The organism is Aliikangiella litoralis (assembly GCF_052495765.1).
The window spans coordinates 3,236,424-3,261,900 of record NZ_CP199292.1 but is presented as its reverse complement, the minus strand read 5'-3'; the positions used below and the strand labels follow the sequence as shown (position 1 = coordinate 3,261,900).

At 37.6% G+C, this 25,477-nt stretch carries 24 protein-coding genes and 1 pseudogene; 6 read left to right on the top strand and 19 right to left on the bottom strand.

Annotation, left to right across the window (positions count from 1 at the left end; genetic code table 11):
• Positions 1-155: 155 nt before the first annotated feature.
• A complete protein-coding gene (gene cspD, locus ACT5E3_RS13350; RefSeq protein WP_444994037.1) occupies positions 156-392 on the bottom strand; it encodes a cold shock domain-containing protein CspD in 237 nt (78 codons plus the stop codon).
• Between the two features lie 314 nt (positions 393-706).
• Here cspD and clpS point away from each other — a divergent pair, with 314 nt between their 5' ends.
• Together clpS and clpA are read left to right on the top strand one after the other, a co-directional pair.
• Positions 707-1,027, top strand: a complete 321-nt coding sequence (gene clpS, locus ACT5E3_RS13345; RefSeq protein ID WP_444994036.1) for an ATP-dependent Clp protease adapter ClpS — start codon at positions 707-709, stop codon at positions 1,025-1,027.
• A 73-nt stretch (positions 1,028-1,100) separates the two neighbouring features.
• Positions 1,101-3,380 carry an ATP-dependent Clp protease ATP-binding subunit ClpA gene (gene clpA, locus ACT5E3_RS13340; RefSeq protein ID WP_444994035.1) on the top strand — a complete coding sequence of 760 codons (2,280 nt, stop codon included), beginning with the start codon at positions 1,101-1,103 and terminating at the stop codon, positions 3,378-3,380.
• A 120-nt stretch (positions 3,381-3,500) separates the two neighbouring features.
• Here the strand turns inward: clpA and infA are convergent, their stop codons facing one another.
• The 15 genes from infA to ACT5E3_RS13265 form a co-directional block, all read right to left on the bottom strand.
• A complete protein-coding gene (infA, locus tag ACT5E3_RS13335) occupies positions 3,501-3,719 on the bottom strand; it encodes a translation initiation factor IF-1 (protein ID WP_444994034.1) in 219 nt (72 codons plus the stop codon).
• An 83-nt stretch (positions 3,720-3,802) separates the two neighbouring features.
• On the bottom strand, positions 3,803-4,525 hold the full coding sequence (locus ACT5E3_RS13330) for an arginyltransferase (protein ID WP_444994033.1): 723 nt from the start codon (positions 4,523-4,525) through the stop codon (positions 3,803-3,805).
• Positions 4,518-5,243: a leucyl/phenylalanyl-tRNA--protein transferase gene (gene aat / locus ACT5E3_RS13325; RefSeq protein ID WP_444994032.1), complete on the bottom strand. Its 726-nt coding sequence runs from the start codon at positions 5,241-5,243 to the stop codon at positions 4,518-4,520. The genes ACT5E3_RS13330 and aat overlap by 8 nt, the downstream gene beginning before the upstream one ends.
• Positions 5,244-5,326: 83 nt before the next feature.
• Positions 5,327-5,986: a CoA transferase subunit B gene (locus tag ACT5E3_RS13320; protein WP_444994031.1), complete on the bottom strand. Its 660-nt coding sequence runs from the start codon at positions 5,984-5,986 to the stop codon at positions 5,327-5,329.
• A gap of 15 nt (positions 5,987-6,001) precedes the next feature.
• A complete protein-coding gene (locus ACT5E3_RS13315) occupies positions 6,002-6,706 on the bottom strand; it encodes a CoA transferase subunit A (RefSeq protein ID WP_444994030.1) in 705 nt (234 codons plus the stop codon).
• 45 nt (positions 6,707-6,751) lie between these two features.
• Positions 6,752-7,657: a hydroxymethylglutaryl-CoA lyase gene (locus tag ACT5E3_RS13310; RefSeq protein WP_444994029.1), complete on the bottom strand. Its 906-nt coding sequence runs from the start codon at positions 7,655-7,657 to the stop codon at positions 6,752-6,754.
• A 5-nt stretch (positions 7,658-7,662) separates the two neighbouring features.
• Positions 7,663-9,657 (bottom strand): acetyl/propionyl/methylcrotonyl-CoA carboxylase subunit alpha, encoded by a 1,995-nt coding sequence (locus tag ACT5E3_RS13305; protein WP_444994028.1) that lies wholly within the window; start codon positions 9,655-9,657, stop codon positions 7,663-7,665.
• 13 nt (positions 9,658-9,670) lie between these two features.
• On the bottom strand, positions 9,671-10,486 hold the full coding sequence (locus tag ACT5E3_RS13300) for an enoyl-CoA hydratase/isomerase family protein (protein ID WP_444994027.1): 816 nt from the start codon (positions 10,484-10,486) through the stop codon (positions 9,671-9,673).
• 51 nt (positions 10,487-10,537) lie between these two features.
• Positions 10,538-12,145, bottom strand: a complete 1,608-nt coding sequence (locus tag ACT5E3_RS13295) for a carboxyl transferase domain-containing protein (RefSeq protein WP_444994026.1) — start codon at positions 12,143-12,145, stop codon at positions 10,538-10,540.
• A 62-nt stretch (positions 12,146-12,207) separates the two neighbouring features.
• Positions 12,208-13,344 (bottom strand): acyl-CoA dehydrogenase, encoded by a 1,137-nt coding sequence (locus ACT5E3_RS13290; protein WP_444994025.1) that lies wholly within the window; start codon positions 13,342-13,344, stop codon positions 12,208-12,210.
• A gap of 139 nt (positions 13,345-13,483) precedes the next feature.
• Positions 13,484-14,665, bottom strand: a complete 1,182-nt coding sequence (locus ACT5E3_RS13285; RefSeq protein WP_444994024.1) for an acetyl-CoA C-acyltransferase — start codon at positions 14,663-14,665, stop codon at positions 13,484-13,486.
• Between the two features lie 141 nt (positions 14,666-14,806).
• Positions 14,807-15,955, bottom strand: coding sequence for an isovaleryl-CoA dehydrogenase (locus ACT5E3_RS13280; protein WP_444994023.1), 1,149 nt, complete (start codon positions 15,953-15,955; stop codon positions 14,807-14,809).
• Between the two features lie 28 nt (positions 15,956-15,983).
• Positions 15,984-16,355 (bottom strand): MerR family transcriptional regulator, encoded by a 372-nt coding sequence (locus ACT5E3_RS13275; protein WP_444994022.1) that lies wholly within the window; start codon positions 16,353-16,355, stop codon positions 15,984-15,986.
• A gap of 171 nt (positions 16,356-16,526) precedes the next feature.
• The gene (trhA, locus tag ACT5E3_RS13270) at positions 16,527-17,162 is read right to left on the bottom strand and encodes a PAQR family membrane homeostasis protein TrhA (protein WP_444994021.1); all 636 of its coding nucleotides are present in this window, start codon (positions 17,160-17,162) and stop codon (positions 16,527-16,529) included.
• 89 nt (positions 17,163-17,251) lie between these two features.
• On the bottom strand, positions 17,252-18,595 hold the full coding sequence (locus ACT5E3_RS13265; protein WP_444994020.1) for a DEAD/DEAH box helicase: 1,344 nt from the start codon (positions 18,593-18,595) through the stop codon (positions 17,252-17,254).
• Between the two features lie 286 nt (positions 18,596-18,881).
• Here ACT5E3_RS13265 and ACT5E3_RS13260 point away from each other — a divergent pair.
• A pseudogene (locus ACT5E3_RS13260) lies at positions 18,882-19,805 on the top strand (ATP-grasp domain-containing protein); the annotation flags it as partial.
• Between the two features lie 42 nt (positions 19,806-19,847).
• Complete coding sequence (locus ACT5E3_RS13255) at positions 19,848-20,093, top strand: cation:proton antiporter regulatory subunit (protein ID WP_444998603.1); 246 nt, start codon at positions 19,848-19,850, stop codon at positions 20,091-20,093.
• Positions 20,094-20,252: 159 nt separating this feature from the next.
• Here ACT5E3_RS13255 and ACT5E3_RS13250 read toward each other — a convergent pair whose 3' ends face one another.
• The 3 genes from ACT5E3_RS13250 to ACT5E3_RS13240 form a co-directional block, all read right to left on the bottom strand.
• Positions 20,253-20,714, bottom strand: coding sequence for an ATP-dependent zinc protease family protein (locus tag ACT5E3_RS13250; protein WP_444994019.1), 462 nt, complete (start codon positions 20,712-20,714; stop codon positions 20,253-20,255).
• Between the two features lie 445 nt (positions 20,715-21,159).
• A complete protein-coding gene (locus tag ACT5E3_RS13245; RefSeq protein ID WP_444994018.1) occupies positions 21,160-21,603 on the bottom strand; it encodes a hypothetical protein in 444 nt (147 codons plus the stop codon).
• Positions 21,604-21,753: 150 nt separating this feature from the next.
• Complete coding sequence (locus ACT5E3_RS13240; RefSeq protein ID WP_444994017.1) at positions 21,754-23,166, bottom strand: MATE family efflux transporter; 1,413 nt, start codon at positions 23,164-23,166, stop codon at positions 21,754-21,756.
• A 663-nt stretch (positions 23,167-23,829) separates the two neighbouring features.
• On the opposite strand from ACT5E3_RS13240, the gene adk reads away from it, so the two are divergent.
• Together adk and hemH are read left to right on the top strand one after the other, a co-directional pair.
• On the top strand, positions 23,830-24,483 hold the full coding sequence (gene adk, locus ACT5E3_RS13235) for an adenylate kinase (protein ID WP_444994016.1): 654 nt from the start codon (positions 23,830-23,832) through the stop codon (positions 24,481-24,483).
• A 16-nt stretch (positions 24,484-24,499) separates the two neighbouring features.
• Positions 24,500-25,474 carry a ferrochelatase gene (gene hemH, locus ACT5E3_RS13230; protein ID WP_444994015.1) on the top strand — a complete coding sequence of 325 codons (975 nt, stop codon included), beginning with the start codon at positions 24,500-24,502 and terminating at the stop codon, positions 25,472-25,474.
• Positions 25,475-25,477 lie beyond the last annotated feature (3 nt).

The window sequence follows — 25,477 nt, the reverse complement described above, 5'->3', positions numbered from 1 at the left end:
AGAAAAATACGAACTGGTTATCATTTAGCTTTAATATACGTGTAATAATGAAATGAGATGTTAGGTGTTGATACGACAATGGGTATTGCAAGTAATTGCAATTAGAGATTGTTACTGACGCAAAAACGCCCTCTATCTGAAAAGGGCGCTAATGACTATTCGTCAGTGTTATCTTGAATGGCGTCAGATCCGATTGGTGTGATATCTAGCGCATGTAGACCTTTTGGCCCTTCGCAGGTATCAAATACGACATCTTGACCAGCTTTAAGGCTTTTATAACCATCCATTTCGATTGTTGAATAATGTGCAAAAATGTCATCTCCACCATTATCTGGTCTGATGAAGCCATATCCTTTTGCGTTGTTAAACCATTTAACTGTGCCTGTAGCCATTTTTCTACTCCTCATTTTCCCTTCATTGTTGAATAATAACCAATTCACTTATGATAGCCGCATTTTTAGCTAAATAAGTAGAACGGCTTTGCAACTTTATTCATTAACTTCAAACATGAAAGCAGTATAATAATGTTCATACATTTTATGTAAAGTCAAGTATTATTTATATATATTTTTCTGTAAGCTATTTCAAAATGAATAGTCATTGAAAAATAACTAGTTATCCCCCATTAAACTCGAATAGAATGAGAAATATTAAAAAGCATCAATGTTGACGCTGCAAATTTAAAATCATTGACTAGAATTAAGATATGAGCAACGAAAATATAAGACAGGAAGAAAGTGGAGTTGCAGTTGCTGAATCAACTCCAGAAACCAAAAAACCACGGATGTACAAAGTAGTAATATTGAATGATGATTACACGCCAATGGATTTTGTTGTACAAGTGCTTAAACGTTTTTTTCATAAAACAACTGAGCAAGCAACAAAGGTAATGTTAGAAATACATTATGAAGGACAGGGAACAGCAGGTATATATACCGGAGAAATTGCAGAGACTAAAGTGGCTTTAGTCAACGATTTTTCAAGAGCGAACGATCATCCATTAATGTGTACAATGGAAGCGGAATAAAAGGGATGGGATGCTAGGTTGGTATTATCGCCCTGCGTATTTTTACTAAGTGTTGAGATAAGGTGTATTAACGATGTTGAGTAAAGATTTAGAGTTGACCTTAAATTTGGCGTTCACAGAAGCTAGAGAAAAGCGCCATGAGTACATGACAGTTGAGCATTTACTGCTGGCACTTTTAGACAATGCGAGTTCTGTCAGTGTTTTACGAGCTTGTGGTGGAGATGTTGAAAAACTGCACCAGCAATTAGTTGATTTTATTTCCGAAACTAGCCACATTCTTCCTGAAGATGTTGGTGAAGTAGAAACACAACCCACACTAGGTTTTCAAAGAGTTTTACAACGAGCAGTGTTCCATGTTCAATCTTCAGGTAAAAAGGAAGTAACTGGAGCTAACATACTGGTTGCTATTTATAGTGAACAAGAAAGCGAAGCGGTATATCTTTTACAGCAACAGGATATTACTCGTTTAGATATTGTTAACTATATTTCACACGGAATATCCAAAGTTCCTGGGGAAGAAAGCGAACCGGAAAGCATCGAATTTGAAGGAACTAAAAAGGAACAGCAAAATAAGCAGCCAACAGCACTTGAAGCTTATACGGTTTTTCTTAATCAGCAAGCAACTAATGGTAAAATAGATCCACTTATTGGAAGAGAGTTAGAGATAGAGAGGACGATACAAATACTTTCTCGAAGACGAAAAAATAATCCACTTTTTGTTGGTGAAGCGGGGGTAGGTAAAACGGCAATAGCAGAGGGGTTAGCAAAACGTATTGTTGATAAAGATGTACCTGAAGTGATTGCGAACTGTAAAATCTATTCACTTGATTTAGGCGCTTTACTTGCTGGAACTAAATATCGTGGTGATTTTGAGAAACGATTAAAAGCCGTTTTGGCTGAACTTAAAAGCCAAACTAATGCGGTATTATTTATTGATGAAATACATACAATTATTGGAGCTGGTTCCGCCTCTGGCGGGGTGATGGATGCATCTAATTTAATAAAACCAATGCTTGCAAATGGAGAGTTGAAATGTATGGGCTCGACTACTTTTCAAGAGTATCGAGGAATATTTGAAAAAGATAGAGCGCTTGCTCGACGTTTTCAAAAGGTTGATGTTGATGAACCCAGTGTTGCAGATACCTTTGATATATTAAAAGGGCTAAAAAGCCGATATGAGGAACATCACGAAGTTAGTTATTCTGATGCTGCACTTCGTTCTGCGGCAGAATTATCTGCACGTTATATCAATGATAGGCAGTTGCCGGATAAAGCAATTGATGTTATTGATGAAGCAGGTGCGAATCGACAGCTACAAGATAAAGAAGAAAGGAGCAAAAATATTTCAGTCCAAGATATTGAGAATATTATTGCTAAGATAGCTAAAATTCCTGCTAAAACTATATCAAGTTCAGATATTAAAGCATTGCAACAATTAGAACGCAATTTAAAAATGGTTGTGTTTGGGCAAGATAAAGCAATAGAAACACTCTCTAATGCGATAAAGCTTTCGCGTTCAGGTTTGGGGGTTGAAGACAAGCCAATTGGCAGCTTTTTACTTGCAGGCCCTACAGGTGTTGGTAAAACAGAGGTCACTAAACAATTAGCCAAAATAATGGGGATTGAGTTCATTCGTTTTGATATGTCTGAATATATGGAAGCTCATACTGTTTCAAGATTGATTGGCGCACCTCCAGGTTATGTCGGCTATGATCAAGGCGGATTGCTTACTGAGGCAGTCACTAAAAACCCATACTCAGTCGTACTGTTAGATGAAATAGAGAAAGCTCATACTGATGTATATAACTTGCTTTTACAAGTTATGGATCATGGTACGTTAACCGATAATAACGGTCGTAAAGCTGACTTTAGAAATGTTATTTTGGTTATGACTACCAATGCTGGTGCGGCAGAGTTAGAAAAACCAAGCATTGGGTTCCAAACTCAATCTAAAGAGAAAGATAACATGGAAGTGATTAATCGAGTTTTCTCTCCTGAGTTTAGAAATAGGCTTGACGCAATGGTTTGGTTTAATCCACTGAGCATGGATGTTATTTGCTCAGTTGTTGATAAGTTTATTGTTGAGCTACAGAGTCAACTTGATAACAAAGGGGTATCGTTAGAGGTGACTCAAGAAGCAAAAGTCTGGTTAGCTGAACAAGGCTTTGATAGAACGATGGGCGCACGACCAATGGCTCGTGTAATGCGCGAGAAAATCAAAAAAGAACTCGCCGAAGAGCTTCTATTTGGTCGTTTAGCAAAAGGTGGTTCTGTTATAGTTGATTATAACAAAGAGCAAGACAAGTTAGTTTTTGACATTAATAAAAAACATGAGATTACAGTCAAACAGTAAGTTTTTTAACCAACTAAAAAGCAGGCACTTAAGCCTGCTTTTTTACGCATGTAGAATAGATTAAGTAAGTATACAAACTTAATATTGTTGTTGCGGTTTTTGTAATGTTTAAGGAGCGCTTTATCTTGCTCTAAAAGTAATTCTGCCTTTACTGAGATCATAAGGAGTCATTTCAACCGTTACCTTATCTCCAGTGAGAATTCGAATATAATTTTTGCGCATCTTGCCTGATATGTGTGCAGTAACTACATGCCCATTTTCAAGCTCTACTCGAAACATAGTGTTAGGAAGTGTCTCTAACACAGTGCCTTCTAATTCTATACAATCTTCTTTTGCCATACTCTCTATAATATCTGTTGAGGATTAAATCGCGCGTAATGATGCCTGAATTTCAGTCAATAATCAAAGTGTTTATCTTTAGGTTAGCTTAAATATCTCCACTCGTCATTTACAAAGCACTCAAGTGGACGGTATTCTCCTTTATAAGCCATTTTTTGACTGCTTTTTATCCAGTAACCAAGGTAAACATAATCCAGGCTGTTTTGTTTCGCTATTTCAATTAACTTGAGTATTGCTAATCGCCCTAAGCTATAACGAGAATAATCAGGATCAAAATAGGTATATACTGCGGAAACGCCATTGTTGACATTATCATATACACAGGTAGCCACCAGTTTCTGTTCTTTAATATCAAAAAAATTGAGGTAGTTTGATTCAAGCCAGTCTGTTAATAAAAATTCTTTATATTGATGAACAGAAGTAGGGTACATATCACCATCTTGATGGCGTGTACTAATATATTTATCAAATAACTGGTAATGAAGTTGATTGAAGTGAGCAGGTTCAGTTTTATAATTAAAAATAGTGGCTTTTTTTAAACATCTTTTTTGTTGTTTATTCAGTTTGAATTTTTCAACGGGAATTCTGATCGAAATACAAGCGTTACAACTTTTACAATGTGGACGGTAAATATGTTCTCCACTTCGTCTAAAGCCTTTATCAATTAATGCAGAATAAAGTAAGGTGTCAGTATGCACCTCAGGTGAAAGAAATAATGTTTGGGCTTCTTCTTCGCTAATGTAGGGGCATGTATGAGGTGGCGTTAGAAAAAAATTCAGCTTAATTGGTTTTATTTGATTAGACATTACTATTGATTCCCAAAAGCTGACGCCAGTCTAAATTTTGTGTTTGCCAAATATCTTTATTATTAGGTAGAGTAGGGGGAATTTTCAAGCTTTCTAAATAAGATGAGCGTGAAATATTAATTGCGCCTAATTTGATTAAGTGTGGATTTTCGACCTGACAATCAACTAATTGATAAGCAAACTGCTTAATATAAGTTGCTAAACAACTGAGCGCAATTTTTGAACCATTTGATATTTTGCTGAACATTGATTCACCACAAAATACGCTGCCACAAGAGACACCATAAATACCACCAACCAATGTATTTTCTTGCCATACTTCAACTGAATGGGCATGGCCTAATTGGTGTAGATGAATGTAGGCTTCTTTCATTTCGTTAGTGATCCAAGTTCCTTCATTATCGCCTCTTGGTAGAGCACAAGAATGAATGACTTGCTTAAAATCATGGTTAACTGTAACGATAAGTTTGTTTTTTTTCAGTGTTTTTTTGACACTTGAATGAACTTTGAATTTTTCTAGAGCAAAAACGGTTCGTGGATCTGGAGACCACCATAGCAGCGGGTCACCAGGTGAGTACCAAGGGAAAATACCATTTTTATAAGCATCTAAAAGGCGTCCGACAGAAAGATCTGCGCCGGCAGCGAGCAAACCGTTAGGATCATCTAAGGCATTTTGAACGCTTGGAAATGGTGAGTCTGTATTTAAATAAGGTAACATGAGCTAAGAATAGCATTAATAAAAAAGAGATACACACCTTGTATATCTCTTTATTTAACATTGCAAGAAAAGCTCGAATAGAATTACGCAAATTGCATTTCTGGGATATCGCCATCAATGACTAATTTTCCACTCGTTTTATCTTTGATCTCTTCAACAGAAACTCCAGGGGCTCTTTCTAGTAAATGAAATGCTCCGTTTTTTATTTCTAAAACAGCTAGGTCAGTCACTATTTTTTTGATACAGTCAACGCCTGTTAAAGGGAGTGTACATGACTCAAGTAGCTTTGAATTGCCCTTTTTGTCAGCGTGAGTCATTGTAACAACAATATTTTGTGCGCCAGCTACTAAGTCCATAGCGCCGCCCATACCTTTGACTAGCTTTCCAGGGATCATATAAGAAGCAATATTACCGTTTTGATCGACTTCAAATGCCCCTAAAACGGTTAAATCGACATGACCTCCGCGAATCATGGCAAAACTTTCTGCTGAAGAAAAAATAGAGGCTCCTTTAATGGCCGTTACAGTTTCTTTACCTGCATTGATCATATCTGCATCGACTTCAGACTCTGTGGGGTAGGGCCCCATACCGAGTAAACCATTTTCTGACTGAAGCATAACCTCAATATCTTCAGGAACATAGTTAGCCACTAGTGTTGGTATACCGATCCCTAAATTGACATAGTAGCCATCTTGAAGTTCTTGGGCGACACGCATGGCTATTTGTTCACGAGTTAATGACATATTTTTTCTCCGTAATTAATCTTGTTGCGCCAGTGTGAGCCGCTCAATTCGTTTTTCAAATTTGCCTTGAATGATGCGGTTAACATAAATACCCGGTGTATGAATTTCGGTAGGAGCTATGTCACCTACTTCTACAATTTCTTCAACTTCAACGACGGTTATTTTACCTGCGGTAGCAGCCATTGGGTTAAAATTCATTGCTGTATCACGATACACTAGATTGCCTATTTTATCGGCTTTCCAGGCACGTATTATGGCAAAATCTCCAGTAATTGATTCTTCAAGAATATAGTTACGGTTATTAAAACGTTTAACTTCTTTTCCTTCGGCAACTGGCGTACCGTAGCCCGTAGCGGTATAAAATGCCGGTATACCAGCACCACCTGCACGCATTTTTTCTGCAAGTGTTCCTTGCGGCGTTAACTCTACCTCTAATTCGCCAGAAAGGTATTGGCGCTCAAATTCTGCATTTTCACCAACATACGAAGAAATCATTTTTTTAATTTGTTTATCTTGCAGTAAAACGCCTAGACCAAAGTCGTCAACACCACAGTTATTCGATACAAAAGTTAGTTCTTTTGTTGACATCTTTTTGATTTGAGCGATAAGCCCCTCGGGGATACCACATAGACCAAAGCCACCAGCGATAACTGTCATACCATCAGTTAAGCCTGCCATTGCATCTTCGTAAGTTTGTACGACCTTATTAAAGCCGGCCATAATTCTACTCCTTTTCAATAGTTGTTTTATATACAACTGTATTAATTAAGTATTTCGTTTCGCTAGGATTGCATTAGCGACTTTTGAGTGATTGTTTCTATTGAGGTATTGACTAATATATTCGCCAGCATCGATTAACTTATCGAGGTTAACGCCTGTTTTGACTCCCATGCCATTGAGCATATAGACAACATCTTCAGTTGCTACATTACCAGAGGCGCCTTTTGCATAAGGGCAACCACCTAAACCAGCAACAGAAGAATCTATACTAGAGATACCTAACTCTAAAGCAGCGTATATATTAGCTAATGCTTGGCCATAAGTATCGTGAAAATGAACCGAGATGCGGTTAATTGGAATCAAATTTTTGATAGTTTCGATCAAAGTTTTTGTTTTTCCAGCTGTGCCTACACCAATCGTATCGCCAAGCGATATTTCGTAGCAACCATTTTGATAAAGCTTATTGGCAACTTCTGAAACTTTATCTGGTGATATTTCACCCTCATATGGGCAACCAAGTACGCAAGACACATAGCCTCTCACTTTTATTTCTTTCGCTTTCGCTTGTTCGAAAATGGGAGTAAACCGCTGAATACTTTCATCAATTGTGCAGTTGATATTTTTTTTAGAAAAGCTTTCAGAAGCCGCAGCAAAGACAGCTACTTCTTTTGCTCCGGCACTAACCGCATTTTCAAAACCTTTAATGTTTGGGGTAAGGACAGGAAAATTAACATTTGAATTTTGAGGTAGTTGTTGCATGATTTGTTGGTGATCTGCCATTTGAGGTACCCATTTTGGAGAGACAAAACTGGTCGCTTCAATAACGGACAAACCACTCGCTACTAATTTTTCAATTAATTTTAGCTTAATTTCAGTAGGAACTGGCGTAGGTTCATTTTGTAAACCGTCTCTAACACCTACCTCAATAATTTTGACTGAACTTGCTGCCATATTATTTACTCATCGTCGAATATTATTAGCTCTGCACCATCATCAACCAGATCACCTTCCTGATATAAAACGTCTGCAATTGTTGCATTTTTATGGGCTTTGATAGTGTGTTCCATTTTCATTGCTTCCATAACAATTAAGGCTTGTCCTTCTTCTACTTGATCACCCGCATTCACTAAAACATCAATCACTGTTCCTGGCATAGGCGCAGTTAGGTTTGCTTGTGTATCAGCTTCTATATTGAATAAGCTGTTATCAATAATTTTTAATTCCCAACTATTGGCATTTTTGAATACAACTAATTGATTATTTTCTTCAATGAAACTGACAACTGTTTTATGGCCATCTAGATCGAGATAAAGTTTGTTTGCATCAATATAGCCACTAGCAACGTATTCTTTTTGCTCAATTTCAAGTAAAAAACCAGAATCTCTAAAGTGAGCTGTAATTGAGTAGTTATTATTTCCATGAGATACTTGAATTAAGTGATAGTTATCTTCGTTAAGTCGCCAACCATCGGTTTGTTCCCAAGGTGAATTAGCATCTGCTTTGTTTTGAGATGACTGGCTTGATTGTTTCAACATAATTTGTAAAGCTGCGGCAGCTAAAATATCGACTTCAACTTCTTTACCAAGTGCTAGCAACTCTTCTTCATGTTTTTCTAAGAAATGGGTGTCTAAATCGGCATTGTTAAATGAGTCGTTACTTGCAAGTTGATGTAAGAATTCTATATTAGTCGATATTCCTGCAACATGTAGATCGGCCAATGCACCTCTAAGTCTTGCTAATGCCGCGCTTCTATCTCGATCCCAAACAATTAATTTTGCAATCATTGGATCATAAAACACACTAATGCTATCGCCAGAAGTGACTCCAGAGTCTACCCTTACATTAGTATTGCAATGAGGTAGCCCTATGTAACTAATTTTTCCCGTGGCGGGTAAGAAGTCATTATTGGGATCTTCCGCATAAATCCTGGCTTCAAATGCGTGTCCATTAATCGATAACTCTGATTGTTTTAATGGTAACGGAAGACCATTAGCGACCGTTATTTGCCATTCGACTAAGTCGAGTCCGGTAATCATTTCTGTGACTGGATGTTCAACTTGTAGGCGTGTATTCATTTCCATAAAATAAAACGAACCGTCTTCATCATAAAGAAATTCGACAGTGCCTGCACCCTGATAGCCAATTGCTTTTGCTGCGGTAACTGCTACTGCCCCCATTTCTTCACGCTTTTGTTCTGATAGTCCAGGCGCAGGAGCTTCTTCGATAACTTTTTGATGTCTGCGCTGAACACTACAATCCCTTTCAAATAAATGAATGGTATTACCATTGTTATCGGCAAAAACCTGGATTTCAATGTGACGAGGTTTAGTCAAATATTTTTCAACAAGTACTTTATTATCACCAAACGATGACAAAGCTTCTCGTTGGCAGGAGTGTAGTGAATCTATAAATTGCTCTGAGGTTTCAACAACTCGCATACCTTTACCGCCACCGCCAGCTGTTGCTTTGATTAACACAGGAAAACCGATTTCTTCTGCTTTTTGCCGAAGAAAATTTTCATCCTGGTTGTCGCCATGATAGCCTTCCACTAAGGGGACCGAAGCTTGAGTCATAATTTCTTTAGCTTCGCTTTTTGATCCCATTGCTTCAATTGCTGCAACTGGAGGACCAATAAAAATAATATTGGCAGCAGCACATTTTTTTGCAAACTCAGCATTTTCAGATAAAAAACCATAGCCAGGATGAATAGCATCAGACTGAGTTTTTTGAGCTATTTTTAAAATTAAATCGGCATTTAAGTAACTTTCTTTCGCTGTGGATGCACCTATATGTAGCGCCTCATCTGCAAGCTTAACATGTTGTGCATTTTTATCCGCATCAGAATATACTGCGACGCACTCTATCCCCATTCTTTGCGCTGTGCGAATAATTCGACAAGCAATTTCGCCACGATTTGCAATTAAAATTTTATTGATTTTTATATTAATCATTGAGCTATTTTTCCTAAAGCTTTTGTTCACGATTGTTATCATTAACTACCCATTTAGGCTGGCGCTTTTCTAAAAATGCACTGACGCCTTCTTTGCCTTCTTTGGATGCGCGAATATCTGCAATTCGTTGAGCTGTTTCTCGAATTATTTCTTCATCTAATGGTTTTTCTTGAACAAAGTTAATCAGCTGTTTCGCTTTTAATATTGCACGAGGACCATTAGATAAAATAGTGTTGATAAACTGTTCAGCTTCAGTGTCTAATTGATCATGTGGGTAAATAGAATGAATCAGGTTCATACTTAAAGCTTGATTGCTGTTGAAACGCTCAGCAGTAACAAAGTAACGTTTGGCATTTCTCTCACCAATTGCTTTGACGACATAAGGACTAATGACTGCTGGAATTAATCCGAGTTTAACTTCTGAAAGACAAAAAAGAGCTTTTTCACTGGCTAAAGCAATATCACAACAAGCGACTAAGCCAACACCTCCACCAAATGCTGCACCTTGAACAATAGCAACAGTTGGTTTTTCGCACTCGTAAATTGTTTGCATTAAGCTGGCTAATTGTAATGAGTCTTGGTAATTCTGTTCCCAAGAATAACCAGCCATTTTTTTCATCCAATTGAGATCGGCTCCGGCAGAAAAACTTTTTCCTTTAGCGGCTAATACTATAACTCTGACACTCGTATCTTCATTTAATTGACTGACGCCTTTAGTTAATTCACTGATAAAACTATCATCAAATGCGTTGTGAACATCTGCTTTATTAAATGTGATTTTACCGACACCATTGGTTTTTTTTTCGATAATAATATTTGACGTTGTCATTATGTTTCTCTTGTTAGTTTGCGAGCTTTTTATCTTTAGCTACATTCACTATTACATTCGGAAAATACCAAATTGAGTTTTTTCAACTGGTGCATTTAAACTAACTGATAAGCCTAAACCAAGTACTTTACGTGTATCGGCAGGGTCAATTATTCCATCATCCCATAGTCGAGCACTTGCGTAGTAGGGGTGTCCTTGAGTTTCATACATTTCTTGAATGGGGGCTTTAAATGCTTCTTCTTCTTCTTGCGACCATTTAACACCAGTACGTTCGAAATTATCTCTTTTAACTTGCGCTAAAACATTTGCGGCTTGCTCTCCGCCCATTACTGAAATTCGAGCGTTTGGCCACATCCATAAAAATCTTGGGCTATAAGCTCGACCACACATTCCATAGTTTCCTGCGCCAAAACTACCACCAACAATGACTGTAAATTTAGGCACTTTGGCACAGGCTACAGCAGTTACCATCTTGGCTCCATTTTTGGCAATTCCTGAATTTTCGTATTTTCTACCAACCATAAACCCAGTGATGTTTTGTAAGAAGACTAAAGGAATATTTCTTTGGCAACACAGCTCAATAAAATGTGCGCCTTTTAAAGCTGATTCAGAAAATAAAATACCATTGTTAGCAATGATGCCAACAGGGTAACCCCATATTCGTGCAAAGCCACATACCAAAGTATTACCATAAAGTGGTTTAAACTCATCGAACTCACTTGCATCAACAACACGCGCTATAATTTCTCTAATATCAAACGGTTTTCTAGAGTCTTTTGGGATAACGCCATAAATTTCTTCTTTAGGGTAGAGTGGGGCTACAGGCTCTTTTACTTCCCAAGAGGAGTGCTTGGGTTTATTTAAATGGGAAATAACATTGCGTGTTAATGCCAATGCATGCTTATCATCTTGAGCATAATGATCAGTAACGCCAGATGTTTTGCAATGTACGTCTGCACCACCTAAATCTTCAGCCGTCACTTCTTCACCTGTCGCTGCTTTAACAAGTGGTGGGCCACCTAGAAAGATTGTTCCTTGTTCTTTAACAATAATGCTTTCATCGGCCATTGCCGGAACATAAGCGCCACCTGCAGTACAACTTCCCATTACAACGGCTATTTGGGCAATGCCTTTGGACGAAAGGTTAGCCTGATTAAAAAAGATTCTGCCGAAATGATCTCTATCTGGAAATACTTGATCTTGTTGTGGAAGGTTAGCTCCGCCTGAGTCGACCAAATAAACACAAGGTAAGTGATTTTGTTCCGCTATTTCTTGTGCTCTTAAATGTTTTTTCACTGTTTCGGGAAAATAAGTTCCACCCTTTACTGTAGCATCGTTTGCAACAATGACACATTCTTTGCCATTAATTCGACCAATACCTGTAATAATGCCGGCAGCCGGAACTTGGTTATCATACATACCATAAGCTGCAAATTGTGATAGCTCTAAAAATGGAGAACCAATATCCAGTAATTGACGAACTCTTTCTCGTGGTAAAAGCTTACCTCGTTTTATATGTTTTTCTTGCCGAGCTTTACCACCACCTTGAGAGATAACTTGCATTTTATCTTTTATATCATCAACGAGTGATTGCATATGTTCTGCATTTGAAATGAAATCTTGTTGGCGTGGATTTAACTTTGTTTTTATAACTGGCATTCAATTATTCCATTGATATCAATATTTAAACTGCATTAAGTGAATAGGTGATTTTATACTGTTTAGTCTTTAATTAATGCTCTTCCAATAACCAGTTTTTGTACTTCACTGGTTCCTTCATAAATTTGACAGACTCTTACATCTCGATAATAACGTTCAACTGGAAAATCATTTAAATAACCGTACCCACCAAAAACTTGGATGGCATCAGTACATATTTTTTCCGCTGCTTCAGAGGCAAATAATTTGGCCATTGATGCTTCTTTTAAGCAGGGTTGTCCTGCATCTTTTAGACGAGCCGCCTGATGTACAAGTGCTCTGGCTGCTTCTAGTTGAGTAGCCATATCTGCAATTTTAAAATTAATCGCTTGGTGCTCGTGTAGTTGTTTACCAAATGCAGTTCGTTCTTTGGTGTATTGTACTGCTGCTTCTAATGCTGCTCTAGCTATTCCTACACATTGTGCTGCAATTCCTATACGGCCGCCTTCTAGACCTGAAAGTGCAATTTTATACCCTTCACCTTCTTTGCCTAACAAGTTTTCTTTAGGAATAACGCAATCCTCAAAAACAACTTGTGCTGTATCTGAAGCATGTTGTCCCATTTTATGTTCAATGCTAGGCACGCTATAACCTGGCGTGTTGGTTGGTACAATAAAGGCAGAAATACCTTTTTTGCCTGCATTGGGATCTGTTACCGCAAAGACAATAGCTGTATCGGCTGTTTTACCTGAAGTAATAAACTGTTTAACACCGTTAATTATGTATGTGTCACCGTTTAATACAGCCTTTGTTTTCAAATCTGAAGCGTCTGAACCTGTATGCGGCTCTGTTAAACAAAAAGCCGCTAAATGTTCACCATGTGCTAATGGTTTTAAGAATTTTTCTTTTTGTTCATCTGTTCCAAAATGTAATATTGGCATGCAACCAACGGAATTAGTAACGCTAATGATCGTTGCGCAAGAGGCATCTCCATTGGCAATTTCTTCTAAAACTAAAGCAGCAGAAAAATAACCGATATCACATCCATTCCATTTTTCAGGAACCAACATACCGTAAAAACCAAGCTCTCCCAAGCCTTTTAGTGCTTCTGCTGGAAAGGTTTTATTACGATCCCATTCAGCAGAAAAAGGGGCTATTTTTTCTTGCACATATTGGCGAGCTGCTTCTTGAATCATGGATTGTTCTTCGGTTAAAAACATGACGATCTTCTCTTTAAATTGGGCTTATTTAAACTGGTTGGTTAGTTTGTGATGCTGAGCAAAGCTTAATTAATAATAGAATAGTTTTTGAAAGTATCACCCTGTTCTAAAAAACAGGGTGAACATGTGTAATAGAAAGTTAAACTAATTCTATCGCCATTGCGGTTGCTTCACCTCCACCAATGCACAGGGATGCAACACCTTTTGATTTTCCATATTTTTGCAATGCTGCAATTAATGTAACCAAAATACGTGTTCCACTTGTGCCTATAGGATGTCCAAGAGCACAAGCTCCGCCATGGATATTGACTTTTTCGGGATCTAAAGAAAGATCTTTTATTGCGGCCATTGTGACAACGGCAAAAGCTTCATTAATCTCAAATAAATCAACATCATTGGTTGACCAACTAATCTGATCTAACAGGTTTTTCATAGCGGTAACAGGAGCAATCGTAAATTCTGCAGGTTTTCTCGCATGAGTACTATGTCCAACAATTTTGGCTAATGGTGTTAAACCTCGTTTATTAGCTTCAGACTGACGCATTAAAACAACGGCTGCTGCACCATCTGAAATTGAACTAGCGTTAGCCGCTGTAACAGTTCCATCTTTTTTAAAAGCAGGGCGCAGTGATGGAATTTTATCGGGTCTTGCTTTTAAAGGTTGTTCGTCGTGCTCTACGGTCATTTCACCTTTACGAGATTGAATTGTAACCGGCGTAATTTCATCAGCAAATGAGCCATCTTCAATCGCTTTCTTTGCACGAGCTAATGAAGTGATTGCAAATTCGTCTTGTTGCTCTCTGGTAAAACTATAACGATCGGCACATTCCTCGGCAAAAACGCCCATTGCTTTACCTTCATAAGCATCTTCCAGACCATCAAATGCCATATGATCGAGAAGTTGTCCGTGGCCAAAACGGTAACCGCTACGGGCTTTGGGTAACATATGTGGGGCATTGCTCATACTTTCCATTCCACCTGCGACCATAACGGTATTAGTACCTGCTGTTAATAAATCATTAGCCAGCATTATTGACTTCATGCCAGAACCGCAGACTTTATTAATTGTTGTACAGCCTGTTGAAAGTGGTAAGCCTGCGCCTAGTGAAGCTTGTCTTGCAGGAGCTTGTCCCAATGCAGCGGGTAATACACAACCCATAATAACTTCATCAATATCTTCTCCACTGACTTTTGCTCTTTCTACCGCTGATTTTATTGCAGCAGAACCTAAGTCTGTTGTTTTTACCGATGAAAGTTCACCCATAAAACCACCCATTGGAGTACGGGCCATTCCAACAATTACAATTGGATCATGTGACATTTTTTTTCCTCTAATGTAGAAAACTTAACTATCATTATACTGTTAAAATTATCTTTAACTTATTTCAAGATTAAGATTATCTTGTTCAAACTCGCATACTTTCGTTAGTATTATCGTTTTATTGAAAAATATTTACTGTAGTTAAGCCGTTTCTTTAAATAGTTCTCTACCAATAAGCATTCTACGTATTTCTGATGTACCTGCGCCAATTTCATAAAGTTTGGCATCTCTTAAAAAACGTCCAGTAGGAAATTCATTAATATAGCCATTCCCACCTAGGCATTGAATAGCATCAAGGGCAATTTGAGTTGCTTTTTCGGCTGCATATAAAATGGCTCCAGCAGCATCTTTGCGGGTTGTTTCGCCACGATCAGCTGCTTGGGCAACATTGTAAACATATGACTTACATGCCGTCATTGTTGTATACATATCAGCGAGTTTTCCTTGCATTAGTTGGAACTCGCCAATGGCTTTACCAAATTGCGTTCTTTCATGGACATAGGGAAGTACTGTATCCATACAAGCTTGCATGATCCCGAGAGGCGCGCCAGACAAAACAATTCTTTCAAAATCAAGTCCACTCATTAATACGGCTACTCCACCATTAATTTCGCCAAGAATATTTTCTTTGGGGACTTTGCAATCTTCAAAGACTAACTCACAGGTATTTGAGCCACGCATACCTAATTTGTCGAGTTTTTGGGCGGTAGAAAAACCGGGAAAATCTTTTTCAATGATAAAGGCTGTAATTCCTTTAGAGCCTGCATCTGGTAAAGTTTTTGCGTATACAATTAAAACATTGGCATCAGGGCCATTGGTAATCCACATTTTATTACCATTTAACAAAAAGTGGTCACCTTGATCTTCTGCTTTAAGTCTTAAGCTGACAACATCAGATCCTGCACTAGGTTCACTCATTGCTAATGCACCTATGTGTTCTCCTGTACACAATTTAGGTAAATACTTCATTTTTTGTTCTTCAGAGGCATTTTTTCGTAACTGATTAAGGCAAAGGTTAGAGTGTGCACCATAACTTAAACCAATGCTTGCTGAAGCTTTACTGATTTCTTCTATGGCTACAACATGTTCGAGATAACCTAAACCAGAGCCACCATAAGCTTCTTCAACAGTCATGCCTAATAAACCCATTTCACCCAGTTTTGGCCATAATTCATTAGGAAATTCATTTTCTTGATCGACTCGTTCTGCTATGGGGGCAATTTCTTTTGCTGCAAATGCTCGGACTGAGTCTCGGATCATATCGGCCGTTTCACCGAGGTTAAAATTCATACTTGAATACATGGTGTTCCTCTGGGTTTTAGTATTGGTTAATTTTGTTTTCGAGTTGATCAAGTTCAACCAACATGGTTTCGATATCTTGTTGTTGTTGATAGAGAGCATCCCTTCGTTCGGCTATTTTAGTGATCAGTAATTCCTTTTGTTTTTCTTCACCACTGGGAAGGTCGTACATTGAAATAATTTCGCGAATTTCTGATAAAGAAAAGCCTATCCTTTTACCTCGCAGAATTAAATGAAGCCTGACTTTATCTTTTTTACGATAGATCCTTTGTGAGCCTTCTCTATCAGGTGAAATAAGCCGCTCATCTTCATAGTGACGAATGGAGCGGGGTGTAATATTAAACTCTTTTGAGAGTTCGCTTATTGAGTAAGTTTTATCTTGATCAGTCATAATGCAGAAAATTATAGTTGACCTTTACGTCAACGTAAATAGCATAATATAGATATATCATAGAGGTTTGACCAGAATTTAATTAAGTTGAGCTAGATAAAACTTTAATAAGGTAAGTTAACTTGTTGAAAAATATGTTAATTAAATAAAATAGGTAAAGCTAAATATAAATTACACAACATATAAATAAACAGAAAAAAAGTGACAACTGCAACCGCCTATAACAAACAAATGCCAAATTGCATGGGTATAAGCTTTATGTTTAGCGTTATAAAAAAGAGTGCCAATACTAAAGAAAGCCCCACCTGCAAATAGTAACCATAAACCGCCAACGGGTAAAACTTGATAAAGTGGATAAATCAATGCAACGATTAGCCAACCCATGATTAAATATGTGCTCATAGAAATTCTGGGAAACCTGTTCGCTGAGAATAATTTAAAACCCACGCCAGCAAATGCAAGCAACCAGATAAAAATAATTGAGACTGTCGATAAAGTTCCACTGAGTGAAATGAGCAAGAAGGGGGTATAAGTGCCTGCAATTAATAAATAAATTGCTGCATGGTCGAGTAGTTTTAACCGCTTTTTACTTTTTTCATGTTGTATTGCGTGGTAGATAGTTGAAGCAAAAAACATTAGTACAAGCGTACCACCATAAATACTGACACTGGCTATTTCGAGCGGGTTATTAGCACGAATAATAAGGTGTACTAGTCCAACTACAGCTATAGCTAATCCTAAGGCATGAGTGATTACGTTTAGAATTTCTTCTGAGAGGCTATAACCAGATAATAATTCTGTTTTCAATAGGGGCTCGGATGATTAATGAATTGTTAAAGTGCAATAATACATTTTGAGCGAACACTTGTACACTGAAAAAAAACAATTACTATCACTTAAGAGGTTTTACTTGGTCTGCTAGACTTCTTTCTTGGTGGTTTATTGCTTGGTTTAGAATTACGCTGACTTGTTTTTCCTGCTGAGTGACTTTGGGGTCTCACTTTTTTGCTTTTTGGGGCACCATCGGGTTCTTTACTGAAGGTTTTCGTTTTTTTGGGTTTTTTGATCTTTTTGGCTTTAATTATTAATTTTGATTCTGGTAAATTATGATTCGGTTCAAAACCATCAATTAATTTACGAGTAAGTTTTTGTTTAATTAGACTCTCAATATCACTTAGTTGCTTAAATTCATCGGCACTTACTAATGAAACAGCCTGGCCTGAAGAACCTGCTCGACCTGTTCGTCCAATTCGATGAACATAATCTTCAGCAACGTTGGGTAAATCAAAGTTAACAACCTGGGGAAGTTGCTCAATATCTAAACCCCTAGCTGCAATATCAGTTGCTACAAGTATACTTATTTTACCATTTTTAAAGTCTGCTAATGCTTTAGTTCGCGCACCTTGACTTTTATTACCATGAATAGGAGCTGATTTGATACCGGCATCATTGAGTTCGCGTGAAAGTCGGTTAGCACCATGTTTCGTTCGAGTGAAGACTAAAACCTGTGCCCACTGGTTGTCTACAATTAATTCAATTAGAAGGTTGGCTTTGCGCTTTTTATCTACAGGACAAATCCACTGTTTAACTGATTTGGCTGTTGTATTGGGAGGATTAACAGAAATTTCGAGTGGTTGATTAAGAAAGCTTTTAGCCAGTGAGCGTATTTCATCTGAAAAAGTGGCTGAAAACATCAAACTTTGGCGTTGTTTAGGGAGTTTATTGATAATTCTCCGAATATCATGAATAAACCCCATGTCTAACATACGATCTGCTTCATCTAATACGAGTATTTCAACTTGATTAAACTTAATTGCATTTTGATTAAATAAGTCAATTAATCTGCCTGGAGTCGCCACTAAAATATCAATACCGCGGCGTAACTTCATCATCTGTGGATTTATTTTTACTCCACCAAATACAACGGTTGAACTAAGCTTTAAATTTTTGCTGTAGGTTTCTACACTCGTCGCAACTTGTGCAGCTAATTCACGGGTAGGTGTTAATATCAATGCTCGAATATGGTTTGGCTTTACCTGACCTGATTGAGATAGTCGCTCTAATATAGGCAAAGTAAAACCAGCTGTTTTTCCTGTGCCTGTTTGAGCAGCAGCCATAACATCTTTAGCTTTTAATATCGGTGGTATTGCCTTACTTTGAATTGGAGAAGGTGTGCTATAGCCTTGGTCAGTAATGGCTTCTAAAATGGGGGCAGATAAACCCAATGTTTTAAAGCTCATAGGTATTAATCTCAGGTAGTTTACAGCGGGGGTGAAGCCTACAAGATCCTTTTAGCGTAAGCAATAGAATTTAGTTTCTAATACGCTTTTAAAGATAAATACACTAGATAAAACTATTTCTATTAGTGGTAGGTATTATTATTGGTTGGGTTAACACTTGCTAGTATTGGCCTTTGGTTATTTAGGTTATTTTTGGTTTGAGTGTTTAGCACTAATGGGACATACTAGTTATTAATTAATATTGGTAGAGCGATCAAATTCGCTAACATTAGGAGGTATTAAAGTAATGAAACTCGCCATTCTCTCGTGTGGTCCAAATTCATACAGCACTAAACGATTAAAGGAAGCCGCATTGCTACGGGGCCACAAAGTTAAGGTGCTTGATACCTTGAAGTTTGCGATTGATCTTCAGCGCGGCATCCCCGATCTTTATTTTCGACAAAAGCCATTAAGTGACTATGATGCTGTACTACCTAGAATAGGTGCTTCAATTACCTATTATGGCACTGCAGTTGTTCGGCAGTTTCAAGAAATGGATGTATTTTGTGCTAATACGGCACATGGTATTACTAATTCGCGTGACAAGCTTCGTAGTTTGCAGATTCTTAGTCGCCATCATATTGGTATTCCAAGAACAACTTTTGTTCGAGATAAAAAAGATGTACTGGCGGCTATTGAGCGAGTTGGGGGAGCCCCTGTTGTTATTAAGCTTATAGAAGGAACGCAAGGGATCGGTGTGCTGTTGGCTGAAACAGTTAATGCAGCAGAGTCAATTATAGAGTTGTTGCAAAGTCAAAAGCAAAATGTGTTAATTCAGAAATTTGTAGCCGAAAGTAAAGGAAAAGACATTCGTGCGTTTGTGGTTGGGGGACGCGTAGTTGCTGCTATGCGAAGAGTCGCGCAAGGTCAGGAGTTCCGAAGTAATGTGCATCGTGGAGGTGTTGCAGAAGCTATTGATTTACCACCCGAATATGCTGAAACCGCCGTTCGGGCAGCACAAATTTTAGGGCTACAGATTGCAGGTGTAGACATGTTGGAAAGCAAATCTGGGCCACAAATAATGGAAGTAAATTCTTCACCAGGTTTAGAAGGGATCGAAACTGCAACAGGGTTAGATGTGGCAGGGGCGGTGATTGAGTATATTGCTGCACAAGTTGACTTTCCAGAAATTGATGTACGCCAGCGTTTAACGGTAAGCAAAGGCTATGGTGTGACTGAAATATACATTCCAGAAGGTTCAAAGTTTGAAGGTATGACAATTACTGAAACTCAATTACGAGAGCAAGATATTAATGTATTAACGCTCTATAGAGGCTCTAAAGTGATCCCGAACCCTAAAAACTCAAGGACATTAGAGGCTAATGACAAATTACTTTGTTTTGGCAAGCTTGAGTCTATGCGCCACATGGTCCCATTAAAGACCAGACGCCGCCGAGAACCAGAAGTAAAAGATCTTCTGCATACCGATGTTCAGCCACAAGGTGAGGAAAATAACTAAACCTAAAGTGGAGATAAAAAATTCAAAACATTGATATTTTAAAAGATAATTCTGAATGTAGATTTTGTTTATATTTTATCAGTAAATGCTGTGATAAGTTCTTTAGACTTTAGTTATTGGATTATTAATAATACTTCATTAAGAGTAGCTTTAGTTATGCTACTCTTTTTGTTCACCTGAGCTTGATGCGATAAATTGTAAGCTGGGATCAACTAAAAGTTTATCTTTCATTGCTTGTCTACCTAAAAGCATTAAATAGCTCATTTCTGAACGATTAGTCAGTGTCAAATCGATAGGCCATTGCTTATTAGCAAGTTTTATTGTGGTTTTAATTAACACACGCTTTTCTTTATCTGCGGAAGAACTTTTGACAATTTTTTTACCGTTGGCTTTTACGCTAACCCTAATTACCCGCTCAACATTGTGAATGTCTGGGTGGATATCAAAACTTACCCATTTTTCCCCATTTTTTTGATGTTCTTCAATATTATCTACATGAAGTGAAGAGGTTTTAGCACCAGTATCTACTCGCATGTGAAGGTCTGTGATTCCAAGCTCAGGTAGATCACATTTTTCAAGTGCACCAACAATCAACTTATCTTGGCTTTGTTTTTTTACCACTTTGTTTTCTCTTCTTAATAAAATATTTTGGGGCAGGGGAGCTGCGTCAATTAACTTTTACTACATTTAACCTACAGAGAGTATATAGCTAAATCACTATCAATTGTCACAATAAAAGCCGTTATTTTTGCCGCTCTTTTCGTTGTCTGACTTGTCCATAGAGCGGCTATGCACTGTGCCAGACGCCTTAATAGTGACAAAAATCCCTGACTTTTCTCTATGCCAATTGATAGTGATTTAGCTATATCCGGTTTCTGTGGTGGATGATATTTAATAGACGGCTATTTAATCGCTCTCAAATTATAGCTTCAGGTATTGATAATTTCATGTCATTTAACAGACATGAGTTTAGTAAACAAAAGCCCATGTGACCAGGCTCTATATTTCTCCCAAGATGCTTTTGTTCGAGAAACTAATCACGCAAAAAAGTAAAAGGTTTATTCGGTTAATTTCTCGTTGATATATGAAGAATGGGATATTTACTTTTACCAAAATAAACTGTTATAGACATAATTTCTCTTGATTTGAAGTCATAGTCGACTGATTGTGGAAATAAACGTTTACCATCAGCAAATAGCGCCATTAAGTGTCTACCATTTAATAACCGACGGCCCACAGATTGGTTTTCTATTGTAATGGTTGCCCATCTTTCTCCTTTGTCATTACTCATAATGACGCTGTGAATGATAGAGAAATCACTTTTATCAGGTCTAATTTTATCGTCATTAGGGAAAGCAATTAGCTCTGAACCAGTAATCGTTTTATCGGGTGTTAATGTTGCAGATAATTCTTTAGCGTAAACCTGAGAGATACTAATGAAATAAATAAGAAGCAATTTGCTTAAATTACAAAAATTAAAAGATGAAGTATTGGTATATGAAAAAGGCATAGGCTTATATCTCCAAATGTTAAAAGTAATTGTATTCAGCTTAACTGAATTAAAGCTGAATAATATGGACTGTTTAGCAAAAACATTAAAAGAAAGCCCATTATTTATAGCAGTCCATTGCGCTGTAAGATTTATTCTACTACCTTGTGTTTAAACCGTTTTTAACTTCCATTTACCTTTTCTAAAAATAATAATTCCGATAACTGCAATTATACTTTCTGCGCAAGTTATGGCTAAAAATACTCCTGTAGGCCCCATCGCCAATATTTTTGCTAAAATATAAGCTAATGGAATTTGAAATAACCAATAACAAAAAAAGTTAATTTTAGTGGGGGTTAATGTGTCTCCTGCACCATTAAATGCTTGCACTAAAATCATACCAATAGCATAAAAGCCATACCCATAGCCAATATACCTTAAACATTCTACGCCATAGCTAACAACGAGCGGCTCTTGGCTAAATATACCGATAAGGTTTTTAGCGAAAACAATAAATATTATTGCAACGGTTACCATAAAATAAACATTATAACGTGCAACTCGCCACACTGATTGTTCGGCTCTTTGGGCTTGTCCTGCTCCCAGGTTTTGACCAACCAAAGTTGCTACTGCATTGCTAAGCCCCCAAGCTGGTAATATGGTAAACATAATAATGCGAATGGCAATTGTATATCCAGCGACTGCGTCGCTACCATAGGTTGAAACAATTCTAACTAAAACAACCCAACTGGCTGTAGCAATTAAAAATTGCGATATACCACCAACAGATAGTTTAAGCAGCCTTGTGAAAACTTGACTAACCAGTTTTAAATGAGGCAACTGTAATCTAATTCGGCTGTGATTATTTTGTAGATGGTAAAGTTGGTAAATCACTCCAACACCACGACCAATATTCGTTGCAACAGCAGCACCTTCGACTCCCATTTCAGGAAATGGGCCAATGCCATATATTAGTAGTGGATCAAGAATAATATTGATTGAGTTAGCCAGCCATAAAGAGCGCATAGCTATTGTTGCATCGCCAGCACCTCGGTATATTGCATTAATTAAAAATAGATAGAGTATGGTGATTGAGCCACCTAGCATAATGCTGGTATAGGATTGGCCCTGTTTAATCACTGAGGGCTCAGCCCCCATTATAGCTAATATATCACCTGCAAAAATAAATCCAGGAATACCGATGACTAATCCAAACATTAACCCTATTAATAGTGTTTGTCCGGCGACTATATTTGCTTGCGAGGGTTGCTTTTCGCCAATGCGTCTCGCAATCATAGCGGTAACAGCCATACTTAAACCGATTGCAATGGCATAAAGCAAAGTAATAACTGCCTCTGTTAAGCCAACAATTGATACTGCTTCGGCACCTAAACCTGATACAAAGAATATATCGGTGACTGCAAATATAGATTCCATTGCCATTTCGAGTATCATTGGTACGGCTAAAAGAAAAGCGGCACGTCCAATAGGCCCCTTGGTATAATCCCTTTCATGGTTGTCTTTGAGCGCAAGCTTGAATAATTGCCAATAATTCAGTTGCTGGTAATCGGTTGATTGTTTCATTTATGTAATCCTTTAATCGATTTGGTCGAATTGCAATCGATCATTATTATTGAGTGATGGCTAGAATAAACATAGATACTATATTAAGTAGCGAGGCACTGATTAATAAATAATATTGTTTAATGTTGATTTATAAATACAGGCCCATGCAACACAAATATGCTCACTACTTGAGTGAAAACAGTTGATTGCTAGCTAATTTTTCAGATAGAAGCGGTCTAACTAAAATTGTTCAGATTAAAATCTCTTGAACAGTTAAATAGACGCAGAGAAAATCTGGAACGCTATATCAGAGTATTCAGCTTGAACGGTTTTTATTTTGAGTGGCTTGTTCATTGGCTCAGTTCCAAATTAATAAGATTGGCGTTACTTTCTCACTCTGTACAGAAAAAGTCAATATTAAAAACTTCTCAATTATTAGTTTATCTAACTATGTAATAGAAAACAGATATTTTTAATAGAAAACAGGGATTTGAACAGAAAATAGGTCTGAAAATATGGTATTGGACAAAATTAACTAAAGTATCAATGAAACAGGCTAATAAAAGCGTATTTTTAGGTTTTAACTCTGGCATTAGCTGTCTATAATGACAAGCCAATTACCTTTGTAATAACCTTTTGATAAAAACTTATAATTTAACAAAACTTAATCGGAGACGATAAATGCGTATAATCCTTCTAGGTGCGCCAGGCGCGGGTAAGGGAACACAAGCTCAGTTTATAAAGGAAGAGTATAATATCCCACAAATTTCAACTGGGGATATGCTCAGAGCAGCAGTCAAGGCCGGAACACCATTAGGTATGAAAGCGAAAGCGGTAATGGATGCAGGGCAGCTAGTGTCAGACGATATTATTATTGGCTTAGTTAAAGAGCGCGTTGCTGAATCAGATTGTGCAAACGGTTACCTGTTAGATGGATTTCCTCGAACAATACCTCAAGCCGATGCGATGAAAGAGAACAATATTGATGTCGATTTTGTTGTTGAAATTGATGTTGCTGATGAAGAAATTATTAAACGATTAAGTGGAAGAAGAGTCCATGCAAACTCTGGGCGAACCTACCATATTGTCTACAATCCACCTAAAGTTGAAGGTAAAGATGATGAAACGGGTGAAGAGTTGATTCAACGGCCAGATGATACTGAAGCGACAGTAAAAGATAGATTAAATGTATACCATGAACAAACTCGCCCATTAGTTGACTATTATTCTGCTTGGGCGGAGCAAGGCAGTGAAGGAGCGCCTAAATATGTCAAAGTGGCAGGAGTAGGGAATCTTGATGACATTAAGGCCAGCATCCTTCAATTATTAAAATAAAAGATAGTCTTTTATAATGACAGCAGTAAAAAAATATGGTGTTCTCCTGGTAAACTTGGGAACGCCAGAAGCACCAACTTCTACCTCCGTTAGAGCATTTCTTCAGGCTTTTTTAAGTGATAAGCGAGTTATTGATATATCTCGGTTACTTTGGCTTCCCATATTATATGGCATTATTTTGCCTTTTCGCCCTAAGAAAGTTGCAGCCAATTATAAAAAGATATGGTTAGAAGGTGGCTCGCCATTGATGGTGCACAGCTTAAACCAGCAAAAGAAATTACAAGCTCACCTTGAACAGTCAATAGCGGAATGTAGTTTTAAAGTTGAGCTTGGTATGACTTATGGAAAGCCAAGTATCCCAATGGGGATTGAAAGTCTTAAAAGCTGGGGGGCTGATGAAATTATTGTATTGCCTCTTTATCCGCAGTTTTCTCACACCACCACTTCTGCTGTAGCTGATCAATTAGATAAGTTGTCAGACAATTCTTCTCAGCATCTAACTTTGATAAACGATTATTATCAAGAACCAAGTTATATCCAAGCTTTAGCACAATCTGTTGAAGGTAAGTTACCCGAAAATAGTAAGTTGGTTATGTCATTTCATGGAATACCGCAAAGATATGTGAAACAAGGTGATCCTTATCAACAGCAATGTGAAACGACTGCTCAATTGTTAGCTAAGCAACTTGGGTTAGAAAATGATAAGTGGGAAATGGCTTATCAATCTAGAGTTGGAAGGGAAGTTTGGTTAAAGCCATATCTTGATGAAAGAATGGTTGAATTACCGAGAGAGAATGTTAAAGACATTGTGGTTATGTGCCCTGGATTTTCTGCCGATTGTTTGGAAACGCTTGAAGAAATTTCAATGGAAAATCGAGAACTATTCTTGCACAACGGCGGAAAGTCTTTTGTTTATATCGATGCACTAAATGCTAATCAGAGCCACATTAAAATGATGACGACTCTGATTAAAAGTGCACTTAATTTATAATTT